The following is a 23727-nucleotide window of genomic DNA, read 5'->3' as shown; positions in this document are numbered from 1 at the left end:
ATCCTTGGCCCAATCATGCTTGTACTAGCCGTCGACACCGCGACACCCGCCGTCACAGCGGGACTGGTGGACTTGGAGCAGGGCGCGGGCGCGGCGAATCCTGTCCTGGTACACACCGTCGCCTCCCGGGTGCGGGTCGACCCCCGTGCCCATGCCGAGGTACTCACCCCGCAGATCCTCGAATGTCTCACCGAGGCAGGTCGTTCCAGGACCGACATCGACGCGATCGTGGTCGGTGCCGGTCCGGGGCCGTTCACCGGCCTGCGCGTCGGCATGGCCACCGCGGCCGCGTTCGGCGACGCGCTCGGTATCCCGGTGTACGGCGTGTGCAGCCTCGACGCGATCGCCGCCGACGCCGCCGCCGACCTCGCGGTGCCGATCCCGGTCGAGCTCCCGCCCGAAACCGAACTGCTCGTCGTGACCGATGCCCGGCGGCGCGAAGTGTATTGGGCGCGGTACCGAGAGGGCGCGCGCGTGGCCGGACCCGAGGTGTGCAAGCCTTCGGACTTGGATGCGGGCCAGGCCACGGCGATCGCCGGATCCGCCTCGCACGTCGACTACTTCGATCTCCCCGTGCTTCCCGCCGAGACGCCATCGCCGGCGGGGCTGGTGTGCGTCGCCGCCGCCGAGCTGCTGTCCGGCAGTGTGCCGGAACCGTTGGTTCCGCTGTACTTGCGCAGGCCGGACGCGGTCGAGAACGCCTACCGCCGACTCGACCGGACGGGGGCGTGAGGCCGGTGACTGTCCGAATCGCGCCGATGGTGACCGCCGACATCACGCGCTGCGTCGAGTTGGAACAGTTGTTGTTCCCGGAGGACGACCCGTGGGCCGCCGTGGCGTTCCAGTCCGAGCTGGCCGGGCGGCACAACCGCTACATCACCGCGCGCGACGACGATGGGCGAATGGTCGGCTACGCGGGTATCGCTCTGCTGGGTGATGCCGAACACCCCGAGGCCGAGGTGCACACCATCGGCGTCGATCCCGGCTGCCACCGCGCGGGCGTCGGCACGCTGCTGCTGGAGGCGCTGCTCGCCGAGGCGGACCGGCGCGGTGGACCGGTGTTCCTGGAGGTCCGCACCGACAACGCACCCGCGATCGCGCTGTACGCCAAGCACGGCTTCCACATCATCGGATTGCGCAAGAACTACTACCACCCCAGTGGCGCGGACGCGTACACGATGCGCCGCCCCGCGCTGGCCGGCGAGTACCGCAGGCGCACACGGGACGAGGTGTTGTCGTGATCATCATGGGCATCGAAAGCTCCTGCGACGAGACCGGTGTCGGCATCGTCCGCAGGAACTCCGACGGCACCTGCGAACTGCTCGCCGACGAGGTCGCTTCCAGTGTCGACCAGCACGCGCGCTTCGGTGGTGTCGTTCCCGAGATCGCCTCGCGCGCCCATCTCGAGGCGATAGTGCCCGCGATGCGCCGCGCGCTGTCGGCCGCGGGTATCGCGAAACCGGACGCGCTGGCGGTCACCATCGGCCCCGGCCTGGCCGGTGCGCTGCTGGTCGGAGTCGCCGCCGCGAAAGCGTATGCGGCGGCGTGGGATGTGCCCTTCTACGCGCTCAACCATCTCGGCGGGCACGTCGCGGTGGACACCTTGGAACACGGGCCGATGCCGCCGTGCGTCGCGCTGCTGGTCTCCGGCGGGCACACGCATCTGCTGCACGTCACGGATCTGGCCGAGCCGATCGTCGAGTTGGGCAGCACCGTCGACGACGCGGCGGGCGAGGCGTTCGACAAGGTGGCCCGGCTGCTCGGATTGGGCTTTCCCGGTGGTCCCGCGCTCGATGCCGCCGCGGCGACCGGTGATCCGCGCGCCATCGCCTTCCCCCGCGGCATGACCGGGCCGCGCGACCCGCGTTACGACTTCTCCTTCTCCGGCCTCAAGACCGCGGTGGCCCGCTACGTGGAGGCGGCCCAGCGCGACGGTGTCGCCGCCGAGGATCTGCCCATCCCCGATATCGCGGCGTCCTTCCAGGAGTCCGTCGCGGATGTGCTCACGATGAAGGCGGTTCGCGCTGCCCAGGATGTCGGTGTCGGCACGCTGGTGCTCGGTGGCGGTGCGACGGCCAACTCGCGGATTCGCTCGATGGCCGAGGAACGTTGCGCTGCGGCCGGTGTGACTCTGCGGGTACCCAAGCCCCGGCTGTGCACGGACAACGGGGTGATGATCGCCGCGCTCGGCGCGCATGTCATCGCGGGTGGCGCGGCCGCTTCGCCGCTGACGGTCGCCACCGATCCCGGTTTGCCGGTGTCGGTCAGTATGGTTCGCTGACCGGCTCGGATTCAGCGCGCCGATGGTCGATGGCCGCACCGGGATTCCGGTGAGTTGGCGAGCCGTCGGCGGCCGGATCAGTTCGGTGTGATCAGGCCGGGATGTACCGCCGACCCCGAATTCCCCCGGGGCGGAAGCGGCAGGGCCGACTGCGCGGGCGCCTGGGTGGGCGCCGGACTCGTGCCGGGCGCCGGTGCACCGGGCGCCGCGGGGTACCACGTCTGGCTCGATGGCGACTCGGGCGAACTGTCCGGTGCCGCAGTCGAATTCCCCAACAGTGGACCGAGCAGTTCGGGGAACGGAATGGGCGGAAGGTTCGGATCCGGGCGCAGCGTGGGCTGTGTGGGTGTGATCCCCTGCGTGGCCGACGGCCCGCCGGTCGTGCTCTGCGGTCCGCGTTCCATGGTCGTCGAGGCGATGCCGGTGCTCTCCGGCGTCCGGCCGTGCGGCGTGGTGGCCGCCGTGGTCGCGGGCGGTACGGATGTCGGGTTCGGAAGCTGCGACGCGCTGCTCGTGGTCCCCGCGGGGGAGACCTCGTCATCCGAGGCCGGCGCGAACGTCTTGACCCCGTAACCGACGATCAGTCCGACGACCACGATCGCACCGGCCAGCGTGCCGAACACCTTGGTGACGGTCCCCGCGGGCGCGTCGCCGCCGAGCCCGCCCACCGGGAACACCGAGGGCTGCGTCGAATCGGCGACCAGCGCCGCGCCTTTCGCGGTCACCGCCTCGGGATCCGGCACGGTGAACACGGGGACGTCCACGGCGGCGGTGAGCGTGTGCAGCACCGCGGGAATGTTCGCGCCGCCGCCGATGACCGCCACCACCTGCGGCTGGCTGGGCGCCCGGGTGAACGACATCGTCACGAACCGTGCCAGGTCACGCAGCAGGTCGGCGATCAACTCTTCGAAGTCGGCCCTGGTCAGCTTCAGCGGACGACCTGCGACATGGTCGATGGTGACCGCCGGCGCGATGGACAGGTGCTCCTTCGCCGCGCGGCTCCGGTTGGTGAGCATGCCGCGGTTCGGGCGGGTACTGCGCCGCGCGAAGTGCAAGTTCAGCAGATGGTGGTAGACGAGGTCGTCGATCGCCTTGCCGCTCACGGTGGCGGTGTGATCGGAACGGAGCAGGGAGCCGTCGGCGCGGTCGGCGACGGTGACACTGAGCCCGGAGGCGCCGAGATCGACGATCGCGACCGTTTCGTAGCGGTCGAGCAGGCCGGTGTGCCGCAGGTAGGTCAGCGCGGCGGTGCCCTCCGGGATCAGCCGCAGTTCACGCTGTTTGCCGGTGGCGGAGCGGATGATCTGGGCCTGCTCCTTGGTGCGGTAGGCGACCGCGACGCTGGTGGGCGGGCGCCCGGTCGTCGGCTCGAAGTCGCGTGGACCGCCCGCGAAACGACCGCCGACCGGATGGACGATCTTGCGCGGCGGCTGCGTGGTCGGCAGCTGGGTCGTCATCAACTCGATGGAGGACGCCACCAGGTCACCGAGATCGGAATGGGCCGCGTCGGCGGAGACGACGCGGTAATCGAAGCTCTGCGTGCCGTTCGGCGCGGTGGAGACCAACGCCGAGCACACGACCTCTGCCCCGGCCGAGATGCCGAGGGATGTTCGCATGTTCACCTCCCTTCGAGTGGATGGTCACGGTGTCGCCGACCATCTCGAATGGACTGCCGGACCGCCGTATGGATGACGCGCGACCAGGACCGGGAAACGAACCGGCCCCTGGTCCGGGTGGGTCGCGGGGACCGGCCATGGATCACGTGTGTCTTGCTCTCTGGTGAAGCGGGTGGTGCAACGATCGTGCTGCGGCGCTGCGAGTTCCGTCGACGCTGTGGTTATCCGGTGCCGCCGCGCCGTCGCCCGAGGAGCGACGAACCGGCGGCCGGACCGCAGCCGTCGTCAATAGTGTCACAATCCGTTATCCGAACGTTACTGTTTTCCCGAACTTATCGCCAAGCCCACCGGCGTGGCGGGCGCGCCGCGCAAAGTTGGCACCTTCCAGCCTTGAGCGCTGGCACTCTCATGTATAGAGTGCTAGTCGGCACTGTGTGTAGTGCTTGTGCCAGCAGCTTGACCACTGGGCAGGGGTCCCGGCACCCGCGACGACGGGGCTATGCGCAGGGTCAGCATCGTGACCAACCGACGAGTTCGGAGCGACAAGTTCCGAACGACCGAATCCCCTGAAAGTGGAGGGCTCAACGTGGCGAGCGTGAACATCAAGCCGCTCGAGGACAAGATCCTCGTCCAGGCCAACGAGGCCGAGACGACGACGGCCTCCGGCCTGGTCATCCCGGACACGGCGAAGGAAAAGCCGCAGGAGGGCACCGTTGTCGCCGTCGGTCCCGGCCGGTGGGACGACGAGGGCGAGAAGCGCATCCCGCTGGATGTCCAGGAGGGTGACACCGTTATCTACAGCAAGTACGGCGGCACCGAGATCAAGTACCAGGGCGAGGAGTACCTCATCCTGTCGGCGCGCGACGTGCTGGCCGTCGTCACCAAGTAGCCGATCGGGCACGCATGCGTTCCGCCCCGGTGTCTTCCCCGACCCGGGGCGGAGTGCGTTCGGCGCCGACACCACGGCACTGAAACACGCGGTGCGAGCGACGGGCCCGGAGGCGGCAGCCTGCGTAACGGCGATGGGACCCGGGAGCGCCGCAATCCACTACAGGAGCGAATCCCCATGGCAAAGCAGATCGAGTTCGACGAGAAGGCTCGCCGGGCTCTGGAACGCGGTGTCGACAAGCTCGCCGACGCCGTGAAGGTCACCCTGGGCCCGCGCGGACGGCACGTCGTACTCGCGAAGTCCTTCGGCGGCCCGACCGTCACCAACGACGGCGTCACCATCGCGCGCGACATCGAGCTGGAAGACCCGTTCGAAAACCTCGGCGCGCAACTGGTCAAGAGCGTCGCCACCAAGACCAACGACGTCGCGGGCGACGGCACCACCACCGCCACCGTGCTGGCCCAGGCGCTGGTCCGCGCCGGGCTGAAGAACGTTGCCGCCGGCGCGAACCCGATCGCGGTCGGCTCCGGCATCGCCAAGGCCGCCGACGCGGTCTCCGAGGCGCTGCTCGCGCTGGCCACCCCGGTCGCGGGCGAGCAGGCCATCGCGCAGGTCGCGACCGTGTCCTCGCGGGACGAGGAGATCGGCGAGATGGTCGGCAAGGCGCTGACCACCGTCGGCAAGGACGGTGTCGTCACCGTCGAGGAGTCCTCGACGCTGCAGACCGAACTCGTCGTCACCGAGGGCGTCCAGTTCGACAAGGGCTACCTCTCGCCCTACTTCGTCACCGATCCCGACAGCCAGCAGGCGATCCTGGAGGACGTGTTCGTCCTGCTGCACCGCGAGAAGATCAGCTCGCTGCCGGACTTCCTGCCGCTGCTGGAGAAGATCGCCGAGAGCGGCAAGCCCGTCCTGATCATCGCCGAGGACGTCGAAGGCGAGGCGCTGTCGACCCTGGTGGTCAACGCGATCCGCAAGACGATCAAAGCGGTGGCGGTCAAGGCGCCGTTCTTCGGCGACCGCCGCAAGGCGTTCCTCGACGACTTGGCCGTGGTCACCGGCGGCACCGTGGTGAACCCCGACCTGGGCATCACCCTGCGCGAGGCGGGGCTGGACGTGCTCGGCAAGGCGCGCCGCATCGTCGTCACCAAGGACGAGACCACGATCATCGACGGCGCCGGTTCCGCGGCGGACGTGTCGGCGCGGGTCGCGCAGCTGCGCCGCGAGATCGAGGCCACCGATTCCGACTGGGATCGCGAGAAGCTGGAGGAGCGGCTGGCCAAGCTGGCCGGCGGCGTCGCGGTGATCAAGGTCGGCGCGGCCACCGAGACCGCGCTGAAGGAGCGCAAGTACCGCGTCGAGGACGCGGTGAGCGCCGCCAAGGCCGCTGTGGACGAGGGCATCGTGCCCGGTGGCGGCACCGCGCTGGTGCAGGCGAGCGGCAAGCTCGTCGAGCTGCGCGATTCGCTGTCCGGTGACGAGGCCGTCGGCGTCGAGGTGGTCCGCACCGCGCTGCAGGCGCCGCTGTACTGGATCGCCACCAACGCGGGCCTGGACGGCGCCGTGGTGGTCAGCAAGGTGGCCGAGGGTAAGGAGGGCTTCAACGCCGCCACGCTCACCTACGGTGACCTGCTGACCGACGGCGTCGTCGACCCGGTGAAGGTGACCCGTTCGGCCGTCGTGAACGCGGCGTCGGTCGCGCGGATGGTGCTCACCACCGAGAGCGCCGTGGTCGACAAGCCCGCCGAGGAGCAGAACGACCACAGCCACCACGGTCACGCGCACTGAGCCTTCGGGACAACGCACGGACGAGGCCCCCGCACCGCATCGTGGTTCGGGGGCCTTGCCGTATCCGATCGGGCCCGCAAGCCGGGGCGGGACCGCGGCTGCCGTGAAACCGAGGGAGTTCCGATGCTCGACACGCTGTCTGCCGCAGGGCCGGAAGGGGGCCGCGGGAAAGGCCGGACCGCTGGGGTCGGTACGCGCGGAGCGGGAAGGCCTGGCGGTACGCCGGATTCAGCTGGCGACCGGTGGCTGCTCAGCGGCGATGGCCGCGAGTAGGCGAGCACGCAGCGACGGCGGCGGAGTGACCGCCGTGGCGGTGGCGAGAACGGCGAGCGTTTCTTTCGTGTCTCTGACTTCCTGGATGAACTCCGCGCGTAGTACGGGGTCCTCGCTGTCGAGCAGTCCCTGCACTTCCTGATGGTCTTCGTCGTCGATCGATCCGAGCGCGACGGTGTGCGCGAGATCGATCCGGCGTTCGTTCATCTCACGTCACCCCCAAACTTTTCTTCAGTCGTGTCAATCCGTCCCGAATCCGGGACTTCACCGTGGGTAAACCCACGTCGAGGTAGGTGGCTACCTCCGCATAGGTCCGCCCGCCGTAGTAGGCGAGCGAGATGGCTTCCCGCTGGGTTTCGGTGAGGGTGGCGAGACCAGCCAGGACGGCCTGTTGTTCGAGCCTGCGCTCGACCTCTTCGGTGACCTCGTCGAATTCGTTGCCGAGCACCCGGATCCCGTAGGCGACCTCGCGCTGGGTGTGGGCCTGCTCGGCGCGGACCCGGTCGACGGCACGCCGGTGGGCGAGCGTCATCAACCAGGTGACCGCGGAACCTTTCGCCGGGTCGAAACTCGATGCCATCCGCCAGATCTGCAGATAGACCTCTTGCGTGGTCTCCTCCGCGTATCCCGGATCGTGCAGAACGCGCAACACCAGACCGAAGACGCGCGCACACGTCCGGTCGTACAGTTCGGCGAATGCTTCCTGGTCGGCTCGGCCGCATCGATGTAAAAGCGCGGCGAGCTCGATACTTTCGGCTGCGCGTGCCGTAACCGCAGAATCCACCGTGGGTGGGAAGGCTTCTCTTCGGAACGAGTCGCCCTCTGCGGCCGACGGCCGCGTTGTCACAACGCTCCATTCTGTGTCATCGGTCACTACCGTAGCTTGCCGCTATGGCCTCCCTTCCGATGGGGTGGCCACAAGCTCGTCGTGTAGCGGCGCCGCGTCGCGGAAAGCGCCGAGAGGCCGGACATTTCGGTAAAGACAAGCCGTGACACGCCGAGCGCTGTCGCGCCTGCCGGAAACACCGCGTGCGCGGTTTCCGGCGTGGCTCGGCGGCCGGCCGATCGATGGTGACGATCGGAGCCCACGCGCCGACCTTCGGCACCGGACCGATCACCGTGTCGCGTGAGCGGCTCGACCGAAGCATGTTGCAGTGGCCCGTTGTTTGCTAGGAATTCGACGCCCGGCGGCGTGCGGATGGGAGCCGATTGATTCAGACGGCCATGCGGCGGCGGTTGCGCCGCGCGTGCATCTCGCGCTCGGTCTCGGACATGCCGCCCCAGATGCCATAGGGCTCGCTGACTTTCAGCGCGTGGGCGCGGCACTGCATGAGCACCGGGCAGGTGCGGCAGATCTCCTTGGCACGCATCTCGCGCGCGGTGCGGGCTCGGCCACGCTCACCATCGGGATGGAAGAACACCGCGGAATCCTGCCCGCGGCACGATCCTCGCATCTGCCAATCCCAGACATCGGCGTTGGGTCCCGGGAGGTGGGTCGGCATGGGCATGGTGAACTCCTCGTGGTGAGAGCTCGTCAGCGTTGTCGAGCAGTTGTTCTGCAACAGTCCTGGGCCAGGACGCCGTGTCGGCGGGGGTGCCCGGGGGCTCGCCCTCGTGGTCGCCGCAATTTCGTGCCGCGCCGTCCGTGGCGATGAGCTACGTTAGGTCCAGCCGCGAAAATCCGTCAATAGTTCGACGCAGCACTTTTCCAAATCTCGCGCTGCGAAATTTAACCTCCGAACTGTTTACTTTTCGCGTTGGTTCCGGCGATACTGTTTGGTTAGCCGGATGCCCGTGGCTGCTGCATGTTCCGGGGCGGATCGAGATTCCGCTGGTAGGGGCCTTTTCCGGGGCGTGGCGCCGCTGCGGCGCAGATGTCGAGCCCATGACGTGGGTCACTGCCGCGGACCGGGGTGTTCCGCGCCGGCGGATCCGAAGATGGCGCCAACGGGGCGCGCAGGTTAATTACGCGAAACGCGCATGAATTCCCGGCGCGGCCGCTCGGCGATTGCCAGGACGAGATTTACCTAATGGCAACATCGGCTCGGCGACGGAAATCCCGAGAGGGGGCAGGCCTGCCTCGATCACCTTTCCGCGCCGGGGCCCGGGTGCCGCACAGGATAGAGTGCGCCCGTGTCGGTGCCCGCTCTGCCCGGAGATCCTCACGTCACGGTCCTCGCGGAGGCCGCCTTCGGCGCTGATCCGGGGCGTGCCGCCGCCGATCTGCCGTCCGCGTCGGACCCGCTCGGCCGGTGGTATCGCGCGGTGGTCCTCGGCGGCCAGGGCCGCTACGCCGCGGCGCGCACCGAATTGCGAAGGGTATGCCAGCACGGAGCCGACCCCGTCCTCCTCGCACTGGCGGGAAGTACCGAGGCTTCTTTTCTTCGCCAGCTCGGCTGGCACCAGCGCGCCGCGGCGCTCGACGGGCGGGCGGCCGCGCTGATCCTCACCGCCGATACCGGAGCGGAGCCGGACACCGCCGGCGGTTCCGCCGAGGCGGTCGGCGGCTACCGTCCCAGCCGCGCCGACGCGATCTGCGACGCGCTCACCGGACTCGCCGCCGACGCGCTCGGAACCGGACGGCTCGCGCTGGCCGATCGCTTGCTGCGGCGCAGCGCGTCGGCGGCGCGGCAGTACCGGGCCGGTTGGCGTCCGGCGATCCGCTTGGGTTGGGTGTCCGCGGAAAGGGCGTTGGCGGCAGGAGATTTCGAGACGGCGTCGGCACACGCGGCGGCCGCGCTGGAGCTGGCCGAGCGATCCCCGTCGGTGCGCCACCGGGTCAAGTCCCGCCTGTTGGTCGCCGCGGCGGACGCGCACGGGCGATCCGGCGTCTCGGCCGAGGATGTCGCCGAGCAGTGCCGCGAGCACGGCCTGCTGCCGTTGCGCTGGGCCTGTGCCATGCTCCGCGCCGGGTCGGGCGCGCGGAACGCGGCGGCGGAGGCGGCCGAATGCGCCGCGGCCATCGCCCGCTCCGGCGGCGTATTGCGCCCCATGACCGGTTGGTAGGTGATCACGGAGTGCCCCGTGTTGCCCAGTTCCGGCCGACGGGTCGCTATTGTTAGATCCGTTCCGCCCCTTCGGTGGAAGCACTGGTCGTCACCTGACCGTGCCACTTTGTAACGCCGGGAATATCTCTGACGATGACGCACACGGGCGAAGAGTTGGACCTCGCCGTCGCTGCCGCTGCGCAGGGCGACAGATCCGCTTTAGCTCAGGTACTGGAGATGATCCGCCCGCTGGTGGTGCGCTACTGCCGCGCGCGGATCGGAGCCGCGGAGCGTGGGCAGCTCTCCGCGGATGACGTTGCGCAGGAGGTTTGCCTGGCTGTGATGACAGCCTTGCCCAGGTATCAAGACCAGGGCAGGCCCTTCATGGCCTTTGTTTACGGAATCGCTTCGCACAAGGTCGCCGACGCGCATCGCAACGCCGCCCGTAACAAGGCGGAGGCGATGGCCGAAGTACCAGATGTCATATCCACCGACCAGGGACCGGAACAACGAGCTCTCGAATCCGAGACGAGCAGGCAGATGAACCGCTTGCTCGCGACGCTTCCTGAGAAGCACCGGGAGATCTTGATCCTGCGCTTGGTCATGGGTTTGTCAGCGGAAGAAACCGCAGTCGCCGTGGGCAGTACGGCGGGTGCGGTACGGGTGGCCCAACACAGGGCACTCGCGAAACTCAAGTCACAAGTGGCGAGGGCAGGTGAAATGTATGGCTAGGGATGGCGAGCGCGGTCGGGGTGACTGGAAGGCGCGGCTTGGATCGCGGAACAGCGGTCCCTACGCCGAGGCGTCCGGTGATACCGGCCCGGTCGACATCGCCGCGGTCCGCCGCGATGATGCTCTGATCGATGCCATCGCCAGCGATGGTCCGGTGCACACCGACAGCGCCGAGGAGTATCAGCTCGCGACGTTGCTCGCGGACTGGCGAGCGGAGTTGATCGCGGCTCCGATGCCGGCCGAGCCGGATCTGGATGCGATCGTGGCCGCGGTCAACCAGGAGATCGGCGCGCGGCAGGTTCGCATCGGGGCGCACGGCGGCGGGCGGCTGCGGCTGCTCCGCCCGATCATGGGCACCGCGGCCGCGCTGGCCCTGGTCATCGGGGGTATGACGGCGTTCTCGTACAACGCCGAGCCGGGCGATCCGCTGTGGCGAGTCAAAGAGGTCGTGTTCAGCGAACAGGCCCAGACCACCGTCGTGCAGCGGGCGGGCGACGACCTGGACGTGGCGTCCACGCTGGTCACGCAGAACCCGACGCAGGCGAAGGTGCGGCTGGAGCAGGCCAAGGAGAACGCCGCTCAGGTCAGCGATCCCGACAAGCGCGCCGAGTTGATGACCGAGTGGGAGCGGTTGCTCGCGAAACTGCGCGAGGTGAATCCGGCGCTGGCCGATCAACTGGGGTCCACGGTGCCCAAGACCACCGACCCGCGTGCCACCTCCGGCAGCAGCGCGACCACCAAGCCCAGCCCAACGCCCGGTAGCGGGACCTCGACGATCGTCCAGCAGCCGGGCGAGCCGACGAACAAGCCTTCGCCCTCGGCCGACGCCACCGCTCCCAGTGGCGGTGGAACCTCGAGCGAGGGCGGTACGTCGAACGGCGGTGGCGCGCCGACCACGGCGCCGCCGGTGACCACGGTGCCGCGGGTGACCACCCAGCCGTCGGCGACGGTGGAACCGACGGTTCCCCAAGGGCCGCCGGTTACCGAGGTCAAGCCGCCGCCGACGGGCGGGCCCACGGGCGACACCGGTAGTCCGACGGCTCCGCAGCAGCAGCCGCCCACCGCTCCGACGCAGGGCAACACCAATACCCACAGCAGCAACAATCAGCCGCCGACCTTCAGCGTTCCCGTCATTCCCAATCCGGGCCAGTTCGTGCCGCCCGGCCGCTGACAGCGGAAATATCGGTCCAGGCAAGAACCGATCGCCGGCCAGGCGGTCGGATTTTTGTCTTTCCGGGGGTCTTTCCGGTGGGTGACGACAGGGCCGCGATCATCGGCGTGTCGGCCTGCGGAGCCGCCTCGTTCGCCTGCCGAAGTGATCTTGTGCGTCGAAGATCACAGCGGCAAGCGCACAGTACGCGAGCCTCGGAAGACCCGCGTGCGACCCGCTCGGACTGGTATCAGCCGTCGAATCCGTCGAACCCGTCGCCGTGGAAAGCCTCGTTCATCGAAGCGTCCGCGTAGCCCCGGCAGTAGTCCCAGGTGACATACGCTTCCGGCGTCGGGTCGTAGGCGGGCTCGTGCGGACGGACGGTGCCGTCGACCAGCAACTGGAGCAGGTTGGCGCGCAGCATGTCCCAGTCGTGGTAGTGATCCTGCCTACAGTCTTCGCAGCTGACCACGAGCCCGCGGATGCCGCGGTGGGCCAGCAGTGCCTCGTACACCGCGAGGTCGGCGAGATCCTCCTCGACCGCAAGGCGCTCGTGGGGATCCAGCGGCTCGCCGGGCTCGATGGCATCGAGCGCGGCGGACGGGTCGGAGGGGTCTCCGGCGAACGGATCCGGCGGCAAGCCAGGTGGTAGATGGTCACGCACATCCCCACGGTACGCAGAACAGGGCGGTCTGCGCCAGCGATGCGGCCTGCCAGTTTCGGTGGCGGGCTCACTTCGTCGGCGAGTTCACCGGACAGATACCATGGAGCACACGCTACGGCGGGTCTCGATCGCACCGCCGCCGAAGCACGTCCATCCCAATCAGCCGTCACGGCGCCGGTCAGACCGGCGCCGGTCGCTATCGACGTCCAGGAGGGGTCGATCCGAATGAGTAATCCCGTATCGGGCGAACGAATCGCAGTCCGCCCTCCTACGGGTGGCGACGATCCGAACAAGATCGCCATGCTCGGCCTCACATTCGACGATGTGCTGTTGCTGCCTGCCGCCTCGGATCTCATCCCCAGCTCTGTGGAGACCTCCAGCTTGCTGGCCAGGGAGATCCGCTTGCGCACCCCGTTGGTCAGTTCGGCCATGGATACGGTGACCGAGGCGCGGATGGCCATCGCGATGGCCCGCGCGGGCGGCATGGGCGTGTTGCACCGCAACCTCTCGACGGCCGACCAGGCCTCCCAGGTGGAGACGGTCAAGCGGTCCGAGGCCGGCATGGTCACCGACCCGGTGACCTGCCGTCCGACCGACACCCTGGCCGAGGTCGACGCGATGTGCGCCAGATTCCGCATCTCGGGTCTTCCCGTGGTGGACGAGACCGGTGCGCTGGTGGGCATCATCACCAATCGCGACATGCGCTTCGAGGTGGATCAGAACCGCCGCGTCGCCGATGTCATGACCAAGGCTCCCTTGATCACCGCGCAGGAGGGCGTCACCGCGGAGGCCGCGCTCGGACTGCTGCGCAGGCACAAGGTGGAGAAGCTGCCGATCGTCGACGGCAACGGGCGGCTGCGCGGCCTGATCACCGTCAAGGACTTCGTCAAGACCGACCAGTACCCCAACGCCACCAAGGACCGGGACGGCCGCCTGCTGGTCGGCGCCGCGGTGGGTGTCGGCGAGGACGCCTGGTCGCGGGCGATGACACTGGCCGACGCGGGCGTCGACGTGCTCGTGGTGGACACCGCGCACGGTCACCAGGCCCAGGTGCTGCAGATGGTGACCAAGGTCAAGTCCGAGGTCGGTGACCGGATCCAGGTCGTCGGCGGCAACGTCGCCACCCGCCAGGGCGCGGCCGCGCTGGTCGAGGCGGGCGCGGACGCGGTCAAGGTGGGTGTGGGCCCCGGCTCGATCTGTACCACCCGCGTGGTCGCCGGTGTCGGCGCGCCGCAGATCACCGCGATCCTGGAGGCGGTCGCCGTGTGCAAGCCCGCGGGCGTCCCGGTGATCGCCGACGGCGGTATCCAGTTCTCCGGTGACATCGCCAAGGCCATCGCCGCGGGCGCGTCCACGGTGATGCTCGGCTCGCTGCTCGCGGGCACCGCCGAGTCGCCCGGTGAGCTGATTCTGGTCGGTGGCAAGCAGTTCAAGAGCTATCGCGGCATGGGCTCGCTGGGCGCCATGCAGGGCCGCGGCCAGGCGAAGTCGTTCTCCAAGGATCGTTATTTCCAGGACGACGTCCTGGCCGAGGACAAGCTGGTTCCCGAGGGCATCGAGGGCCGGGTGCCGTTCCGCGGCCCGGTCAACCAGGTGATCCACCAGCTGGTCGGTGGCCTGCGCGCCGCCATGGGCTACACCGGCTCGCAGTCGATCGCGCATCTGCAGGAAGCCCAGTTCGTGCAGATCACCGCGGCGGGCCTCAAGGAGAGCCACCCGCACGACATCACCATGACCGTCGAAGCCCCTAACTACACGGGACGGGGTTAGCCCACTAGGTTCGTGTACAGGACCAACTGGTCCGTGCATGATGGAGCTTGCCAACCGGCTGTGGCGGCCGTGAGCACACTGCGTGGCAGTCGGCGGCGCCTTCCGTGCTGCCCACCTGCCTACCTGCCCCCATAAATAACCATTGGAGGCGCGAGTCTTACGAGCGCCGTTCGCGGCCCGGCTCGCGTTCCAGCGGTCGAAGCGCATGCGCCGAAGGCGCGAGTCTCGACCGCTGGAACGCGAGCCATAAAGGGGCCGTGAACACCCAGCGCCGCAGGCGCTGGAAATCCAACACAGCCGTGAACACCCAGCGCCGCAGGCGCTGCACATCAGACAAGGAGATTTCGCGTGCGCGACATGGTGGAGATCGGCATGGGCCGGACCGCCCGGCGTACCTACGAGCTGGACGACGTCGACATCGTCCCGTCGCGCCGGACCCGCTCGTCGAAGCAGGTCTCGCTGTCCTGGCAGCTGGATGCCTACCGCTTCGAGATTCCGTTTCTGGCGCATCCCACCGATGCTCTGGTGTCGCCGGAGTTCGCCATCGAGCTCGGCCGCCTCGGCGGGCTCGGCGTGATCAACGGCGAGGGACTGTGGGCGCGGCACGCGGATGTCGGCGCGAAGATCGACCAGTTGCTCGAGCTGGTCGGCAAGGGCGGCTATGAGCGCGCCGTGGCGCTGCTGCAGGAGTTGCACGCCGCGCCGATGCAGCCGGATCTGCTCGCCGCAGCGGTCGCGCAGGTGCGCGCCGCCGGTGTCACCGTGGCCGTGCGGGTGAGCCCGCAGAACGCGCGCACGCTCACTCCGGCGCTGCTGCAGGCGGGCGTCGACCTGCTCGTGGTGCACGGCACGATCATCTCCGCCGAGCACGTCGGCGACGGTGAGCCGCTGAACCTCAAGACCTTCATCGCCGAGCTGGACGTGCCCGTCGTCGCGGGTGGCGTGAGCGATCACCGCACCGCGCTGCACCTGATGCGCACCGGAGCGGCGGGCGTGATCGTCGGCTACGGCTCCTACCCCGGCGCGACCACCACCGGCGAGGTACTCGGCATCGGCGTGCCGATGGCCACCGCGATCGCGGATGCCGCCGCCGCCCGCCGCGACTACCTGGACGAGACCGGCGGTCGCTATGTGCACGTCATCGCGGACGGCGACATCGCCACCTCGGGGCAGCTGGCCAAGGCGATCGCGTGCGGTGCGGACGCGGCCATGCTGGGGGTTCCGCTCGCCGTGGCCGCGGAGGCACCGGGTCGTGGCTGGTACTGGCCGTCGGCGGCCGCGCACCCGTCGGTGCCGCGCGGATCGATGCTGCACGTCGAGGATCCGTGGGATCTCGGTGGCGAGCCGATCGGCGACCAGGTGCGCCCGAGCTTGGAGCGGGTGCTTTTCGGCCCGTCCGACGATCCGTTCGGGTCGCTGAATCTCGTCGGCGGGCTGCGTCGCTCGATGGCCAAGGCCGGTTACTCGGATCTCAAGGAATTCCAGAAGGTGGGCCTGAGCGTACGCGCTTGAAGGTAGGCCTGAGCTGCCGCAGGCGCTGGAAAACCAACACAGGTTCAGCGCACGCGGGTCGGTTTCGTCCGGGCGCGCAGGAACTGCTGGATCGCGTGGTTCACCGGCTCGGCGTGGGTCATCGTCACCGCAAGTCGGGCTTCGGCGATCTCGATGAACGTGGCGCCGGACAGCCCCTGGGCCAGTTCCTGGGCGCGCTCCCGGTCCATGCCGCTGTGCGTGGTGTGGATCACCAAGGCAGGGCAAGCGATTTCGCGGAGGCGGTCCAGCACCGAGTCGCGGCTGAGCAGGCAGCCCGCGGCAACTTCGATGCCGCGGCGCTCGCGCACCTGCCAGCGTCGGGTCCAGATCGAGCGGTACCACTCGTCGTCGCCGATCAGCCAGGAAGCGAGCTGCTGCACGGCCCGTTCGCGGGAGCCGTCGTCGTACCACTCGTCGAGGAACTTCCGTGTGGCGGTGGACTGTTCCGGGGTGGGGCCGTGGGCTGTAGGCCCTCGTTCCTGGTGCGGCCGTGGCCGCGGGCATCCCAGCCTCGCACGCGGGGTCGCTGTGCCGGTGATTCGCTCATTTCGCTGCTCACTAAACTGGGCGAGTGGCACAAACCCAGAGACCGGTCCTCGTCGTCGACTTCGGAGCACAGTACGCCCAGCTGATCGCGCGTCGGGTTCGCGAGTCGAGCGTGTACTCGGAGGTGGTTCCGCACACCGCGACGGTGGAGGAGATCGCGGGCAAGCAGCCGCTCGCGGTGATCTTGTCCGGCGGTCCGGCCAGCGTGTACGCCGAGGGCGCGCCGCAGCTGGATCCGCGGTTGTTCGATCTGGGGCTGCCGGTCTTCGGCATCTGCTACGGCTTCCAGGCGATGGCCCAGGCGCTGGGCGGCACGGTCGCGCACACCGGCACCCGTGAGTACGGGCGCACCGAACTCAACATCGACGGCGGTTTGCTGCACGGCGGCCTCCCCACCATTCAGCCGGTGTGGATGAGTCACGGCGACGCGGTCACCGACGCGCCGGAGGGCTTCGAGGTCACCGGCACCACCGCGGGCGCTCCGGTCGCAGCCTTCGAGGATCGCGCGCGCCGGTTGGCCGGTGTGCAGTACCACCCGGAGGTGCTGCATTCGCCGCACGGCCAGCAGGTGCTGAGCCGGTTCCTGCACGAGCTCGCCGGTATCCCCGCCACCTGGACGCCGGCGAACATCGCCGATTCGCTGATCGCCTCGGTACGCGAGCAGATCGGTGACGGGCACGCGATCTGCGGGCTGTCGGGCGGGGTGGACAGCGCCGTCGCCGCCGCTCTGGTACAGCGCGCCATCGGGGATCGGCTGACGTGTGTCTTCGTCGACCACGGCCTGTTGCGGGCCGGGGAGCGCGAGCAGGTGCAGCAGGACTTCGTCGCGGCGACCGGCGCCAAGCTGGTGACCGTCGACGCCGTGGACAAGTTCCTCGGCGAGCTGAAGGGCGTCACCGATCCCGAGGAGAAGCGCAAGATCATCGGGCGGGAGTTCATCCGCTCCTTCGAGGACGCGGTGGGCGAGGTGGTGCTCGAGCACGGGGCGGCCGATGGCGCGCCGCCGAAGGTCGAGTTCCTGGTGCAGGGCACGCTGTACCCGGACGTCGTGGAGTCCGGCGGCGGCAGCGGCACCGCGAACATCAAGAGTCATCACAATGTCGGCGGTCTGCCCGACGATCTGGAGTTCGATCTCGTCGAACCGCTGCGGTTGCTGTTCAAAGACGAGGTCCGCGCGGTCGGACGCGAACTCGGGCTGCCGGAGGAAATCGTTGCCCGCCAACCCTTCCCGGGTCCCGGCCTCGCCATCCGCATCGTCGGTGAGGTCACCGCGGATCGGTTGGAGACGCTGCGCCGGGCCGACGCCATCGCCCGCGAGGAACTGACGGCGGCGGGTCTGGACGCACAGATCTGGCAGTGCCCGGTCGTGCTGCTCGCGGAGGTCCGCAGCGTCGGCGTGCAGGGCGACGGCCGCACCTACGGACATCCGATCGTGTTGCGCCCGGTCTCCAGTGAGGACGCCATGACCGCCGACTGGACCCGGTTGCCTTACGAGGTGCTGGAGCGCATCTCCACCCGGATCACCAACGAGGTGGCGGAGGTCAACCGCGTGGTCCTGGACGTGACCAGCAAGCCGCCGGGCACCATCGAGTGGGAGTGATTTCTCGACTGCACAGCAGGCGGTAACTGCTCGCCGCCGTCATCGAATCCGCGGAGAGATCAGCGGGGACGATGGAACGCGCTGTGCAGGATCAGGTGGCCGAGCAGCGCGCCGTTCGTGGCGCCGGGGCGGGGATCCGGCGGGGTGGCGGGTGGTCTCTGTTCGGTGGGTTCGTCGCGCTTCATGCGGTGTCCTGTCGTAGAAGGCAAGTGCGGCTGTGAACGCGAAGCGGCCCGTCCGGGATGGACGGGCCGCATGCTCATGGTCGTCTGCGGGGGGAGATCACCAGCACTATGCCGATGACGATCGCGGCGAGCACGACGATCCAACCGATCGGGATCATGCTGGCCGCGGGCCAGGACGCCGGGCCGACGAAAGCCCACACGCTGATCGCGAGGGACAGCAGTCCCGCGATGAGCAGCGAGGTGGCGGGGCCGCGGCGAGAGTCCGTGGTCTGCCTCTTCTCGTTCTCAGCCACGTTGCACCTCCACGTTTCCGACGCGGACGTCGACATTCAGATCCAGTACCGGCGCGCCGGGAGTCGCGGGGCCGCTGATGCCCTCGGGGCAGAGGGCCTCGGCCATCGTCGCTGTGCACCGGGTGCGGACGGTCATGTCCGCGGGCAGCAGGATGTGGGCTTCACCCATCCGGACCTCGATGTCCACGGCGCGGTTCTCGGTCAGTTTCACCGACCGCAGGTCCAGCGTGCCGGTGCCCATGGTCAGCTGGTAGTTCCGGGCCAGATCGGCGACGGAGGCGGGCGCCCAGGTGCGGTCGCCCAGGTCCTTGTCGAACTCGACCGGACCGACGGCGGAGGCGAGCAGGACGAACCCGGCGAGCGGCGCGGTGAGCACCAGCAAGCCGTAGCCGCGCCGCAGGAACGCGCCGAGCACCAGGCCGAGACCGATCACGGCCAGCGCCACCGCGGCGATGCGGCCGGGTGTCATCCATTCCGCACCCGAGGCCGCCGCCGCACCCGCACCGGCCGCCGCCAGGATGGCCGAGCCGATCACCACCGGCGTCAGGCGCGAGCGCGGACGCTGCTGCGGCGGGGTGACGACAGTGCGTTCCGGGGTGGGTTCCGGCAGGTCCCAGGCGAGTGGCGCGACGCCGAGCGGGTCCCAGGACGGTGGGGTCGGGCCGCCGATGATCGCGGGGTGCGCGGCTGCGGGGCCATACGGGTTCGCAGCGCGGCCGAGTGCCGGAATGTCTTTGCCGAGTGGGACCGGGCCGTCGGACGGTGACATCGTCGTGCCCGGTTCGCTGCCTGCCGAATCGGCTCGGACCGTGTGAGCCTTGCCCGCTCCGGCTTCGCCGACCGAACCGGGTGAATCGGTCCGGCCGCTGTCGGCCGCCGGTGCGTCCTGATCGCCGACGGGGGCGGGTGGATCGGTCCGGCCGCTGCCGGCCGCAGCCGGTGCATCTCGATCGCCGACGGTGGCGGGCGGAGCGTCCGATTCCTCGGACGAACTCGTCTCCGATCCGGCAGCGGGCTTCGCCGCTTCGTCCGGTATCTCGGCCCCGGGCTTGTGCAGCGGGACCGTTGCGCCGTCCACAGCGGGCGCGGGCGTCTCCGGGACGTAGGAATCCGGCAGTTTCGTGTACGGCGTGTACATGGTGGCCTGCGGCACGTACAGGTCGCCGACCGTCCGGGTTGCTGCAGGTGGGAAGACCGCGCCGGGGTAGCCGGTGGCGTTGATTCCGCTCTCCTGGGCGAATCCGCCGAACGCTTCGGTGGTTCCCGGCGGCGGGTTCGGTGTGCGCAGGTGCAGCATCCACCAGCCCGCCAGCATCAGGGCGAGGCTGATCAGGCCGGATCCGCCGAGACCGACACCGACCGGCCCCATCGTGCTGACCGCGATGGCGAGGGCCACGATCAACACGATGGTCTTGGTCTGCGACTGCGAGCTGTGGCCCTTGCCGACCAGCGACTCGGCCGCGGAGGCTTGGTCGCCCGCTGCGCTCAGCAGCAGCCAGGCCAGCAGGTAGAGCACGATGCCCGCGCCGCCGAAGATCGTCGAGACGACGAACGCGACGCGAACCAGCACCGGATCGATCTCGTAGCGGCGCGCGAACCCCGCCGCGACGCCCGCGACCGGTCCCTGCTGCGGCAATCGGACCGGCCGGGTCTGCCATATCTGCTGGACCTGGTCGCCGAGGCTCGTTTTCGTCATGGTTCCCATGGTGTGCCGATCCGCGGAATCGGCGCATCGGGGGGAACCCTGAAAAACGACCTGAACACTTGGACCGATCCGCTGATGCAGCAAACTTTCAGCTATGCACGGGCTCGATCGGGCTGGATAGCGTACGCCCTGGTCGGCGCGGGTGTGGACGAGCAAGATCAGGGTGAATCCGGATGCTGGCAGCTTCGTCGCCGTGCCAGTATCGAAGACATGTACCCGTCTGTTCCCGCGTTCGACGCCCGGGGGTTCTGCGCCCGGGGTTCCGACCCCCGGGGGTTCGACGCTGCCCGTGGGCTGGGACCCGTGCCCGCGCCGGTCCCCTGGCCGCCGCAGGCGCGGATGATCCGCCGGTCGGGCGGCCGGGTCGTCGGCGGGGTGGCGGGCGGTCTGGCCGACCATCTCGGTGTCGACGTGTTCAAGGTGCGAGTGGCGTTCGTGCTGCTGTCCGCGTTGGCCGGGGCGGGCGTCGTCGCGTACGGGCTGCTGTGGATCTTCACGCCGGGCGGGTCGGATCAGGCGAAACCCTCCGGTGCGGAGCGGCGGCAGGCGATCGGGCTCGCGATGCTCGGGCTCGGCCTCGCGATCGCCGTGTCCTGGGTTTTCAGTGGGACCGCGGCGAAGGTGATCGCGCCGATCATCGTGGTGGCGGTCGGCGCGGCACTGGTGTGGCGGGAGTACGACGTCGACGGACCGCGTTCGCTGCTCGGGCTGCCCGCGCGTCCTTCGGTGGTCACCTGGTCGCGCATCATCGCCGGTGCGACACTGATCGTGGCCGGTCTCGGGGTGGTGGTGCTGGCCAGGATCAATCTGAGCTCGATCGGATCGGCGCTGCTGGCGGTGGCGGTCACGCTGATCGGCGCGGGATTGTTGACGGTTCCGCTGTGGCTGCGCATGATGCGCGCGCTGAACGCCGAGCGCGCCGCCCGCATCCGCAACGAGGAACGCGAGGAGATCGCCTCGCACCTGCACGACTCCGTGCTCCAGACACTCGCGCTCATCCAGCGGCAGTCCGACGACCCGCAGGAGGTGTTGCGGCTGGCCCGTAGCCAGGAGCGGGAGCTGCGGAAGTGGCTGTTCGAGGATGCCGGCCCCGCGCAGTCGAGCTTGGCCGCGGCCCTGCGGACCATCGCGGGCGAGGTGGAGGACCAGCACGGTGTGAAGGTGGCGCCGGTGACCGTCGGTGACGTATCGATGGACGTCGACAGTTCCGGATCGGGTCTGCCGAAGGAACACTTCACCGCACTGCTCGGCGCGAGCAGGGAAGCACTGGTCAACGCCGCGAAGCACGCGGGTGTGCCGGAGATCGACCTGTTCGCCGAGGTCGAGCCGCATCAGGTGAGCATCTTCGTCCGTGACCGCGGTTGCGGCTTCGACCTCGCGTCCGTGCCGGAAGATCGCCGCGGCGTGGCGAAGTCCATTCGCGGCCGGATCGAGCGCCGCGGCGGCCAGGTGGACATCCGGTCGACGCCGGGCCGCGGCACCGAGGTCCGAATCATCATGCCGCGCGCCGATTCCGGCTGCGCCACCCCGGACGAAGAGCCCGTTCGGGCCGCCGACTAGGCCTGCGCTCCTCGCCTCCTGTGCGGAATGCGAAGGACGGGCGCGGAGCGCATGGGGGACGAGTGTGGTACGGGTGAGGGGTCAAGGGTCGGTTAGGAGAAGTAGGTGACCGTGCGGGTCTTTCTCGTCGATGATCACGCCGTTTTTCGGTCGGGGGTGCGTGCTGAATTGAGCCGCGAGGCGGACATGGAGGTGGTCGGGGAGGCAGGCGGGGTCGTGGAGGCGGTGGCCGGGATCAACGCCGAACGGCCCGACGTCGTCTTGCTCGACGTGCACATGCCCGACGGCGGTGGGGTCGCGGTGCTGGGGGGTATCGAGCCCGGGCCGGTGTGCCTGGCGCTGAGCGTGTCCGACGCGGCCGAGGACGTGATCGCGGTGATCCGGGCCGGGGCGAGAGGGTATGTCACCAAGACGATTTCGGGAGCCGAGCTGGCCGACGGCATCCGCCGGGTGGCGGGCGGCGATGCGGTCTTCAGCCCGCGCCTGGCCGGTTTCGTACTGGACTCGTTCACCGGGAGGTCCCCGGTACCCGAACCGCCCCTCGACCCCGAACTCGACTCCCTGACCCCGCGCGAGCTGGAGGTGCTGCGCCTGCTCGCGCGCGGCTACACCTACCGCGAGATCGCCGAATCCCTCTTCATCTCGGTGAAGACCGTGGAGACGCACGCCTCCAACGTGTTGCGCAAGACCCAGCAGTCCAATCGCAACGCCCTGACCCGTTGGGCGCACCGCCGCCGCATCGACTGACCGCCGTTCGGTTCCGCGTACCCGCGGCCGCAAACGCCGGCGTCAGAGGACGGCGACGATGATCCCGATGATGATGACCAGGCCGATCAGCAGTCCCACGGCGATGGCCAGGGGGGCGTTGCCCGGCTGAGAATCCTTGGGGCGCTGCGGAGGCGCGGCCGCGGCCGCCCCGGCGAGATTGCGATGCGGGCGGGGAAGCGGTGTGGAGTGCGGGCTGCGGATCCCGGCTGCCGAGTTGCGTGCCGCCCAGAACGGGATGGTGCCGTCCTCGGTGCGGACCGGCGCGCCGAGAATGTGCGGTCCGGTGCCGGGACCGAAAGCGGCGGTGAGGATCTCGTCGCGCGCCTCGGCCATGGTCGGGCGGCGCTGCGGCGCGGGCTCCATCATGTGCAGCAACGCCTGGGTGAGCATGCCGCTGCGGGTCGGCGGGATGATCTGCGCCATGGCGGCGCGGTGCACGATGACGTCGCTGTCTTCGTCGAAGCCGTACGGCGGCTGTCCTTCGATCGCGGTGTAGAGCGTGGCGCCGAGGGAGAACACGTCACTGGCCTTGGTCGGTTGCGCTCCGCGGGCGACCTCGGGAGGCAGGTAGGAGGGGGTGCCGGTGATCACGCCGTCCGGTTCGTCGAGCAGATCGCCCGCACCACGGGAGATGCCGAAGTCGCTGAGTTTCGCCATGCCCACCCCGGGACCCCGGTCGGCGACCAGGATGTTGCCCGGCTTGATATCCCGGTGCACGATGCCGACCGCGTGCGCGGCGGCCAGCGCGTCGGCGACTTGGGCGCCGATCTGCGCGACCTCGATCGGCGGCAGCGTGTCGACCAGCGCCAGTGCCTTCGCGACACTGCGCGAGGGTAGGTGCTCCATCACCAGCCAGGGCTCACCGGCCTCGAGCACCACGTCGTACACGGCGATGGCGTGGTCGTGCGAGAGTTTCGCGGCGACCCGGCCCTCGTGCATGATCTGGTTGCGGACCGCATGGGCTTCGGCCTCGCCGAGCCCGGCGGTGGTGAGCACCTGCTTGATCGCGACGTCCCGGTCGAGCAGCCGGTCGTGTGCCAGCCAGACCGCGCCCATACCGCCGCCACCGAGCTTCGACTGGAGGCGGTAGCGGCCTGCGACGAGATATTGGGGGCCGACAGTGGGACGAGCGCGTTCGGTCACGGGTGCAGGGTAGCGGAAAATGGGGCTAGCTGGCCTGATTCGTGTTCGCGCATAGGTGAGACACCAGGGCACGGCTCTGTGTCGGGCGCGCTCCGGGTTCGGATGTGTGCCACAAACCATACCGATGACTGGGCGCCGGGCGTAGTAGCCGGGCGCGCGCCGGGTCGGTCCCCGCCTCCCGCATCGAGTCGGACGCCGGTCGAGCCGACCGTTCGCGACACGAGGGCGTCGCAGCTTGACGAAA

23 protein-coding genes are annotated in these 23727 nt (G+C 69.4%); 13 read left to right on the top strand and 10 right to left on the bottom strand.

Annotated elements, in window-relative coordinates; genetic code table 11:
• Nucleotides 1-15: 15 nt before the first annotated feature.
• Genes tsaB through tsaD form a run of 3 tightly spaced genes read left to right on the top strand, consistent with a single transcriptional unit; the run spans nt 16 to nt 2281 of the window.
• Nucleotides 16-732 (top strand): tRNA (adenosine(37)-N6)-threonylcarbamoyltransferase complex dimerization subunit type 1 TsaB, encoded by a 717-nt coding sequence (tsaB, locus tag ACT89H_RS18760; protein WP_445109914.1) that lies wholly within the window; start codon nt 16-18, stop codon nt 730-732.
• A 5-nt stretch (nt 733-737) separates the two neighbouring features.
• Complete coding sequence (gene rimI / locus ACT89H_RS18755; protein WP_445109913.1) at nt 738-1241, top strand: ribosomal protein S18-alanine N-acetyltransferase; 504 nt, start codon at nt 738-740, stop codon at nt 1239-1241.
• Nucleotides 1238-2281 (top strand): tRNA (adenosine(37)-N6)-threonylcarbamoyltransferase complex transferase subunit TsaD, encoded by a 1044-nt coding sequence (tsaD, locus tag ACT89H_RS18750; protein WP_445109912.1) that lies wholly within the window; start codon nt 1238-1240, stop codon nt 2279-2281. Before rimI ends, tsaD begins: the two co-directional genes overlap by 4 nt.
• 77 nt (nt 2282-2358) lie before the next feature.
• Here the strand turns inward: tsaD and ACT89H_RS18745 are convergent, their stop codons facing one another.
• Nucleotides 2359-3897, bottom strand: a complete 1539-nt coding sequence (locus tag ACT89H_RS18745) for a DUF7159 family protein (RefSeq protein WP_445109911.1) — start codon at nt 3895-3897, stop codon at nt 2359-2361.
• Between the two features lie 586 nt (nt 3898-4483).
• Here ACT89H_RS18745 and groES point away from each other — a divergent pair.
• Both groES and groL read left to right on the top strand, forming a co-directional pair.
• Nucleotides 4484-4786, top strand: a complete 303-nt coding sequence (gene groES, locus ACT89H_RS18740; protein ID WP_028479292.1) for a co-chaperone GroES — start codon at nt 4484-4486, stop codon at nt 4784-4786.
• 177 nt (nt 4787-4963) lie between these two features.
• The gene (gene groL, locus ACT89H_RS18735) at nt 4964-6574 is read left to right on the top strand and encodes a chaperonin GroEL (protein WP_445109910.1); all 1611 of its coding nucleotides are present in this window, start codon (nt 4964-4966) and stop codon (nt 6572-6574) included.
• A 228-nt stretch (nt 6575-6802) separates the two neighbouring features.
• Here the strand turns inward: groL and ACT89H_RS18730 are convergent, their stop codons facing one another.
• From ACT89H_RS18730 to ACT89H_RS18720, 3 genes are all read right to left on the bottom strand, one after another.
• Nucleotides 6803-7054: an RskA family anti-sigma factor gene (locus ACT89H_RS18730; protein WP_445109909.1), complete on the bottom strand. Its 252-nt coding sequence runs from the start codon at nt 7052-7054 to the stop codon at nt 6803-6805.
• Nucleotide 7055: 1 nt separating this feature from the next.
• A complete protein-coding gene (locus tag ACT89H_RS18725) occupies nt 7056-7631 on the bottom strand; it encodes a sigma-70 family RNA polymerase sigma factor (protein WP_445109908.1) in 576 nt (191 codons plus the stop codon).
• 430 nt (nt 7632-8061) lie between these two features.
• The gene (locus ACT89H_RS18720; protein WP_039796164.1) at nt 8062-8355 is read right to left on the bottom strand and encodes a WhiB family transcriptional regulator; all 294 of its coding nucleotides are present in this window, start codon (nt 8353-8355) and stop codon (nt 8062-8064) included.
• Nucleotides 8356-8980: 625 nt separating this feature from the next.
• Between ACT89H_RS18720 and ACT89H_RS18715 the strand changes: the two genes are divergently transcribed.
• The 3 genes from ACT89H_RS18715 to ACT89H_RS18705 all read left to right on the top strand — a co-directional run bounded on the left by ACT89H_RS18715 (nt 8981) and on the right by ACT89H_RS18705 (nt 11737).
• Nucleotides 8981-9853, top strand: a complete 873-nt coding sequence (locus tag ACT89H_RS18715) for a hypothetical protein (protein ID WP_445109907.1) — start codon at nt 8981-8983, stop codon at nt 9851-9853.
• Nucleotides 9854-9987: 134 nt separating this feature from the next.
• Nucleotides 9988-10566: a sigma-70 family RNA polymerase sigma factor gene (locus tag ACT89H_RS18710; RefSeq protein ID WP_039795737.1), complete on the top strand. Its 579-nt coding sequence runs from the start codon at nt 9988-9990 to the stop codon at nt 10564-10566.
• Nucleotides 10559-11737: an anti-sigma-D factor RsdA gene (locus ACT89H_RS18705; RefSeq protein WP_445109906.1), complete on the top strand. Its 1179-nt coding sequence runs from the start codon at nt 10559-10561 to the stop codon at nt 11735-11737. The genes ACT89H_RS18710 and ACT89H_RS18705 overlap by 8 nt, the downstream gene beginning before the upstream one ends.
• A 229-nt stretch (nt 11738-11966) precedes the next feature.
• Here the strand turns inward: ACT89H_RS18705 and ACT89H_RS18700 are convergent, their stop codons facing one another.
• Nucleotides 11967-12380 carry a DUF5319 domain-containing protein gene (locus ACT89H_RS18700; RefSeq protein WP_039795739.1) on the bottom strand — a complete coding sequence of 138 codons (414 nt, stop codon included), beginning with the start codon at nt 12378-12380 and terminating at the stop codon, nt 11967-11969.
• 225 nt (nt 12381-12605) lie between these two features.
• Between ACT89H_RS18700 and guaB the strand changes: the two genes are divergently transcribed.
• Together guaB and ACT89H_RS18690 are read left to right on the top strand one after the other, a co-directional pair.
• A complete protein-coding gene (gene guaB / locus ACT89H_RS18695) occupies nt 12606-14150 on the top strand; it encodes an IMP dehydrogenase (protein WP_445109905.1) in 1545 nt (514 codons plus the stop codon).
• Nucleotides 14151-14498: 348 nt separating this feature from the next.
• Nucleotides 14499-15662: a GuaB3 family IMP dehydrogenase-related protein gene (locus ACT89H_RS18690; protein WP_445109904.1), complete on the top strand. Its 1164-nt coding sequence runs from the start codon at nt 14499-14501 to the stop codon at nt 15660-15662.
• A gap of 44 nt (nt 15663-15706) precedes the next feature.
• On the opposite strand, the gene ACT89H_RS18685 is transcribed toward ACT89H_RS18690, so the two are convergent.
• Complete coding sequence (locus tag ACT89H_RS18685; protein WP_445109903.1) at nt 15707-16063, bottom strand: alpha/beta fold hydrolase; 357 nt, start codon at nt 16061-16063, stop codon at nt 15707-15709.
• Nucleotides 16064-16254: 191 nt separating this feature from the next.
• On the opposite strand from ACT89H_RS18685, the gene guaA reads away from it, so the two are divergent.
• Complete coding sequence (gene guaA / locus ACT89H_RS18680; protein ID WP_445109902.1) at nt 16255-17829, top strand: glutamine-hydrolyzing GMP synthase; 1575 nt, start codon at nt 16255-16257, stop codon at nt 17827-17829.
• 59 nt (nt 17830-17888) lie between these two features.
• Here guaA and ACT89H_RS18675 read toward each other — a convergent pair whose 3' ends face one another.
• The 3 genes from ACT89H_RS18675 to ACT89H_RS18665 form a co-directional block, all read right to left on the bottom strand.
• Nucleotides 17889-18014 (bottom strand): hypothetical protein, encoded by a 126-nt coding sequence (locus ACT89H_RS18675; protein WP_445109901.1) that lies wholly within the window; start codon nt 18012-18014, stop codon nt 17889-17891.
• A gap of 74 nt (nt 18015-18088) precedes the next feature.
• Nucleotides 18089-18307: a hypothetical protein gene (locus ACT89H_RS18670; protein WP_445109900.1), complete on the bottom strand. Its 219-nt coding sequence runs from the start codon at nt 18305-18307 to the stop codon at nt 18089-18091.
• Nucleotides 18300-20003, bottom strand: coding sequence for a PspC domain-containing protein (locus ACT89H_RS18665; protein ID WP_445109899.1), 1704 nt, complete (start codon nt 20001-20003; stop codon nt 18300-18302). Before ACT89H_RS18665 ends, ACT89H_RS18670 begins: the two co-directional genes overlap by 8 nt.
• 348 nt (nt 20004-20351) lie before the next feature.
• Between ACT89H_RS18665 and ACT89H_RS18660 the strand changes: the two genes are divergently transcribed.
• Together ACT89H_RS18660 and ACT89H_RS18655 are read left to right on the top strand one after the other, a co-directional pair.
• On the top strand, nt 20352-21572 hold the full coding sequence (locus tag ACT89H_RS18660; RefSeq protein ID WP_445110063.1) for an ATP-binding protein: 1221 nt from the start codon (nt 20352-20354) through the stop codon (nt 21570-21572).
• A gap of 111 nt (nt 21573-21683) precedes the next feature.
• The gene (locus ACT89H_RS18655; protein WP_445110062.1) at nt 21684-22319 is read left to right on the top strand and encodes a response regulator; all 636 of its coding nucleotides are present in this window, start codon (nt 21684-21686) and stop codon (nt 22317-22319) included.
• A gap of 42 nt (nt 22320-22361) precedes the next feature.
• On the opposite strand, the gene ACT89H_RS18650 is transcribed toward ACT89H_RS18655, so the two are convergent.
• Entirely contained in the window at nt 22362-23483 is a 1122-nt protein-coding gene (locus ACT89H_RS18650) for a serine/threonine-protein kinase (RefSeq protein WP_445109898.1), read from the bottom strand.
• Nucleotides 23484-23727 lie beyond the last annotated feature (244 nt).

The organism is Nocardia aegles (genome assembly GCF_052545135.1).
The sequence above is the reverse complement of the archived record's forward strand: the minus strand, read 5'-3'. Positions and strand labels throughout refer to the sequence as shown.

Excerpts from the sequence above, each read along its gene's own strand:
- tsaB (WP_445109914.1), top strand. The coding sequence starts at position 16 with ATGCTTGTACTAGCCGTCGACACCGCGACACCCGCCGTCACAGCGGGA.
- ACT89H_RS18745 (WP_445109911.1), bottom strand. The coding sequence starts at position 3,897 with ATGCGAACATCCCTCGGCATCTCGGCCGGGGCAGAGGTCGTGTGCTCG.
- groL (WP_445109910.1), top strand. The coding sequence starts at position 4,964 with ATGGCAAAGCAGATCGAGTTCGACGAGAAGGCTCGCCGGGCTCTGGAA.
- ACT89H_RS18730 (WP_445109909.1), bottom strand. The coding sequence starts at position 7,054 with ATGAACGAACGCCGGATCGATCTCGCGCACACCGTCGCGCTCGGATCG.
- ACT89H_RS18720 (WP_039796164.1), bottom strand. The coding sequence starts at position 8,355 with ATGCCCATGCCGACCCACCTCCCGGGACCCAACGCCGATGTCTGGGAT.
- ACT89H_RS18710 (WP_039795737.1), top strand. The coding sequence starts at position 9,988 with ATGACGCACACGGGCGAAGAGTTGGACCTCGCCGTCGCTGCCGCTGCG.
- ACT89H_RS18705 (WP_445109906.1), top strand. The coding sequence starts at position 10,559 with ATGGCTAGGGATGGCGAGCGCGGTCGGGGTGACTGGAAGGCGCGGCTT.
- guaB (WP_445109905.1), top strand. The coding sequence starts at position 12,606 with ATGAGTAATCCCGTATCGGGCGAACGAATCGCAGTCCGCCCTCCTACG.
- ACT89H_RS18675 (WP_445109901.1), bottom strand. The coding sequence starts at position 18,014 with ATGAAGCGCGACGAACCCACCGAACAGAGACCACCCGCCACCCCGCCG.
- ACT89H_RS18665 (WP_445109899.1), bottom strand. The coding sequence starts at position 20,003 with ATGACGAAAACGAGCCTCGGCGACCAGGTCCAGCAGATATGGCAGACC.
- ACT89H_RS18660 (WP_445110063.1), top strand. The coding sequence starts at position 20,352 with ATGATCCGCCGGTCGGGCGGCCGGGTCGTCGGCGGGGTGGCGGGCGGT.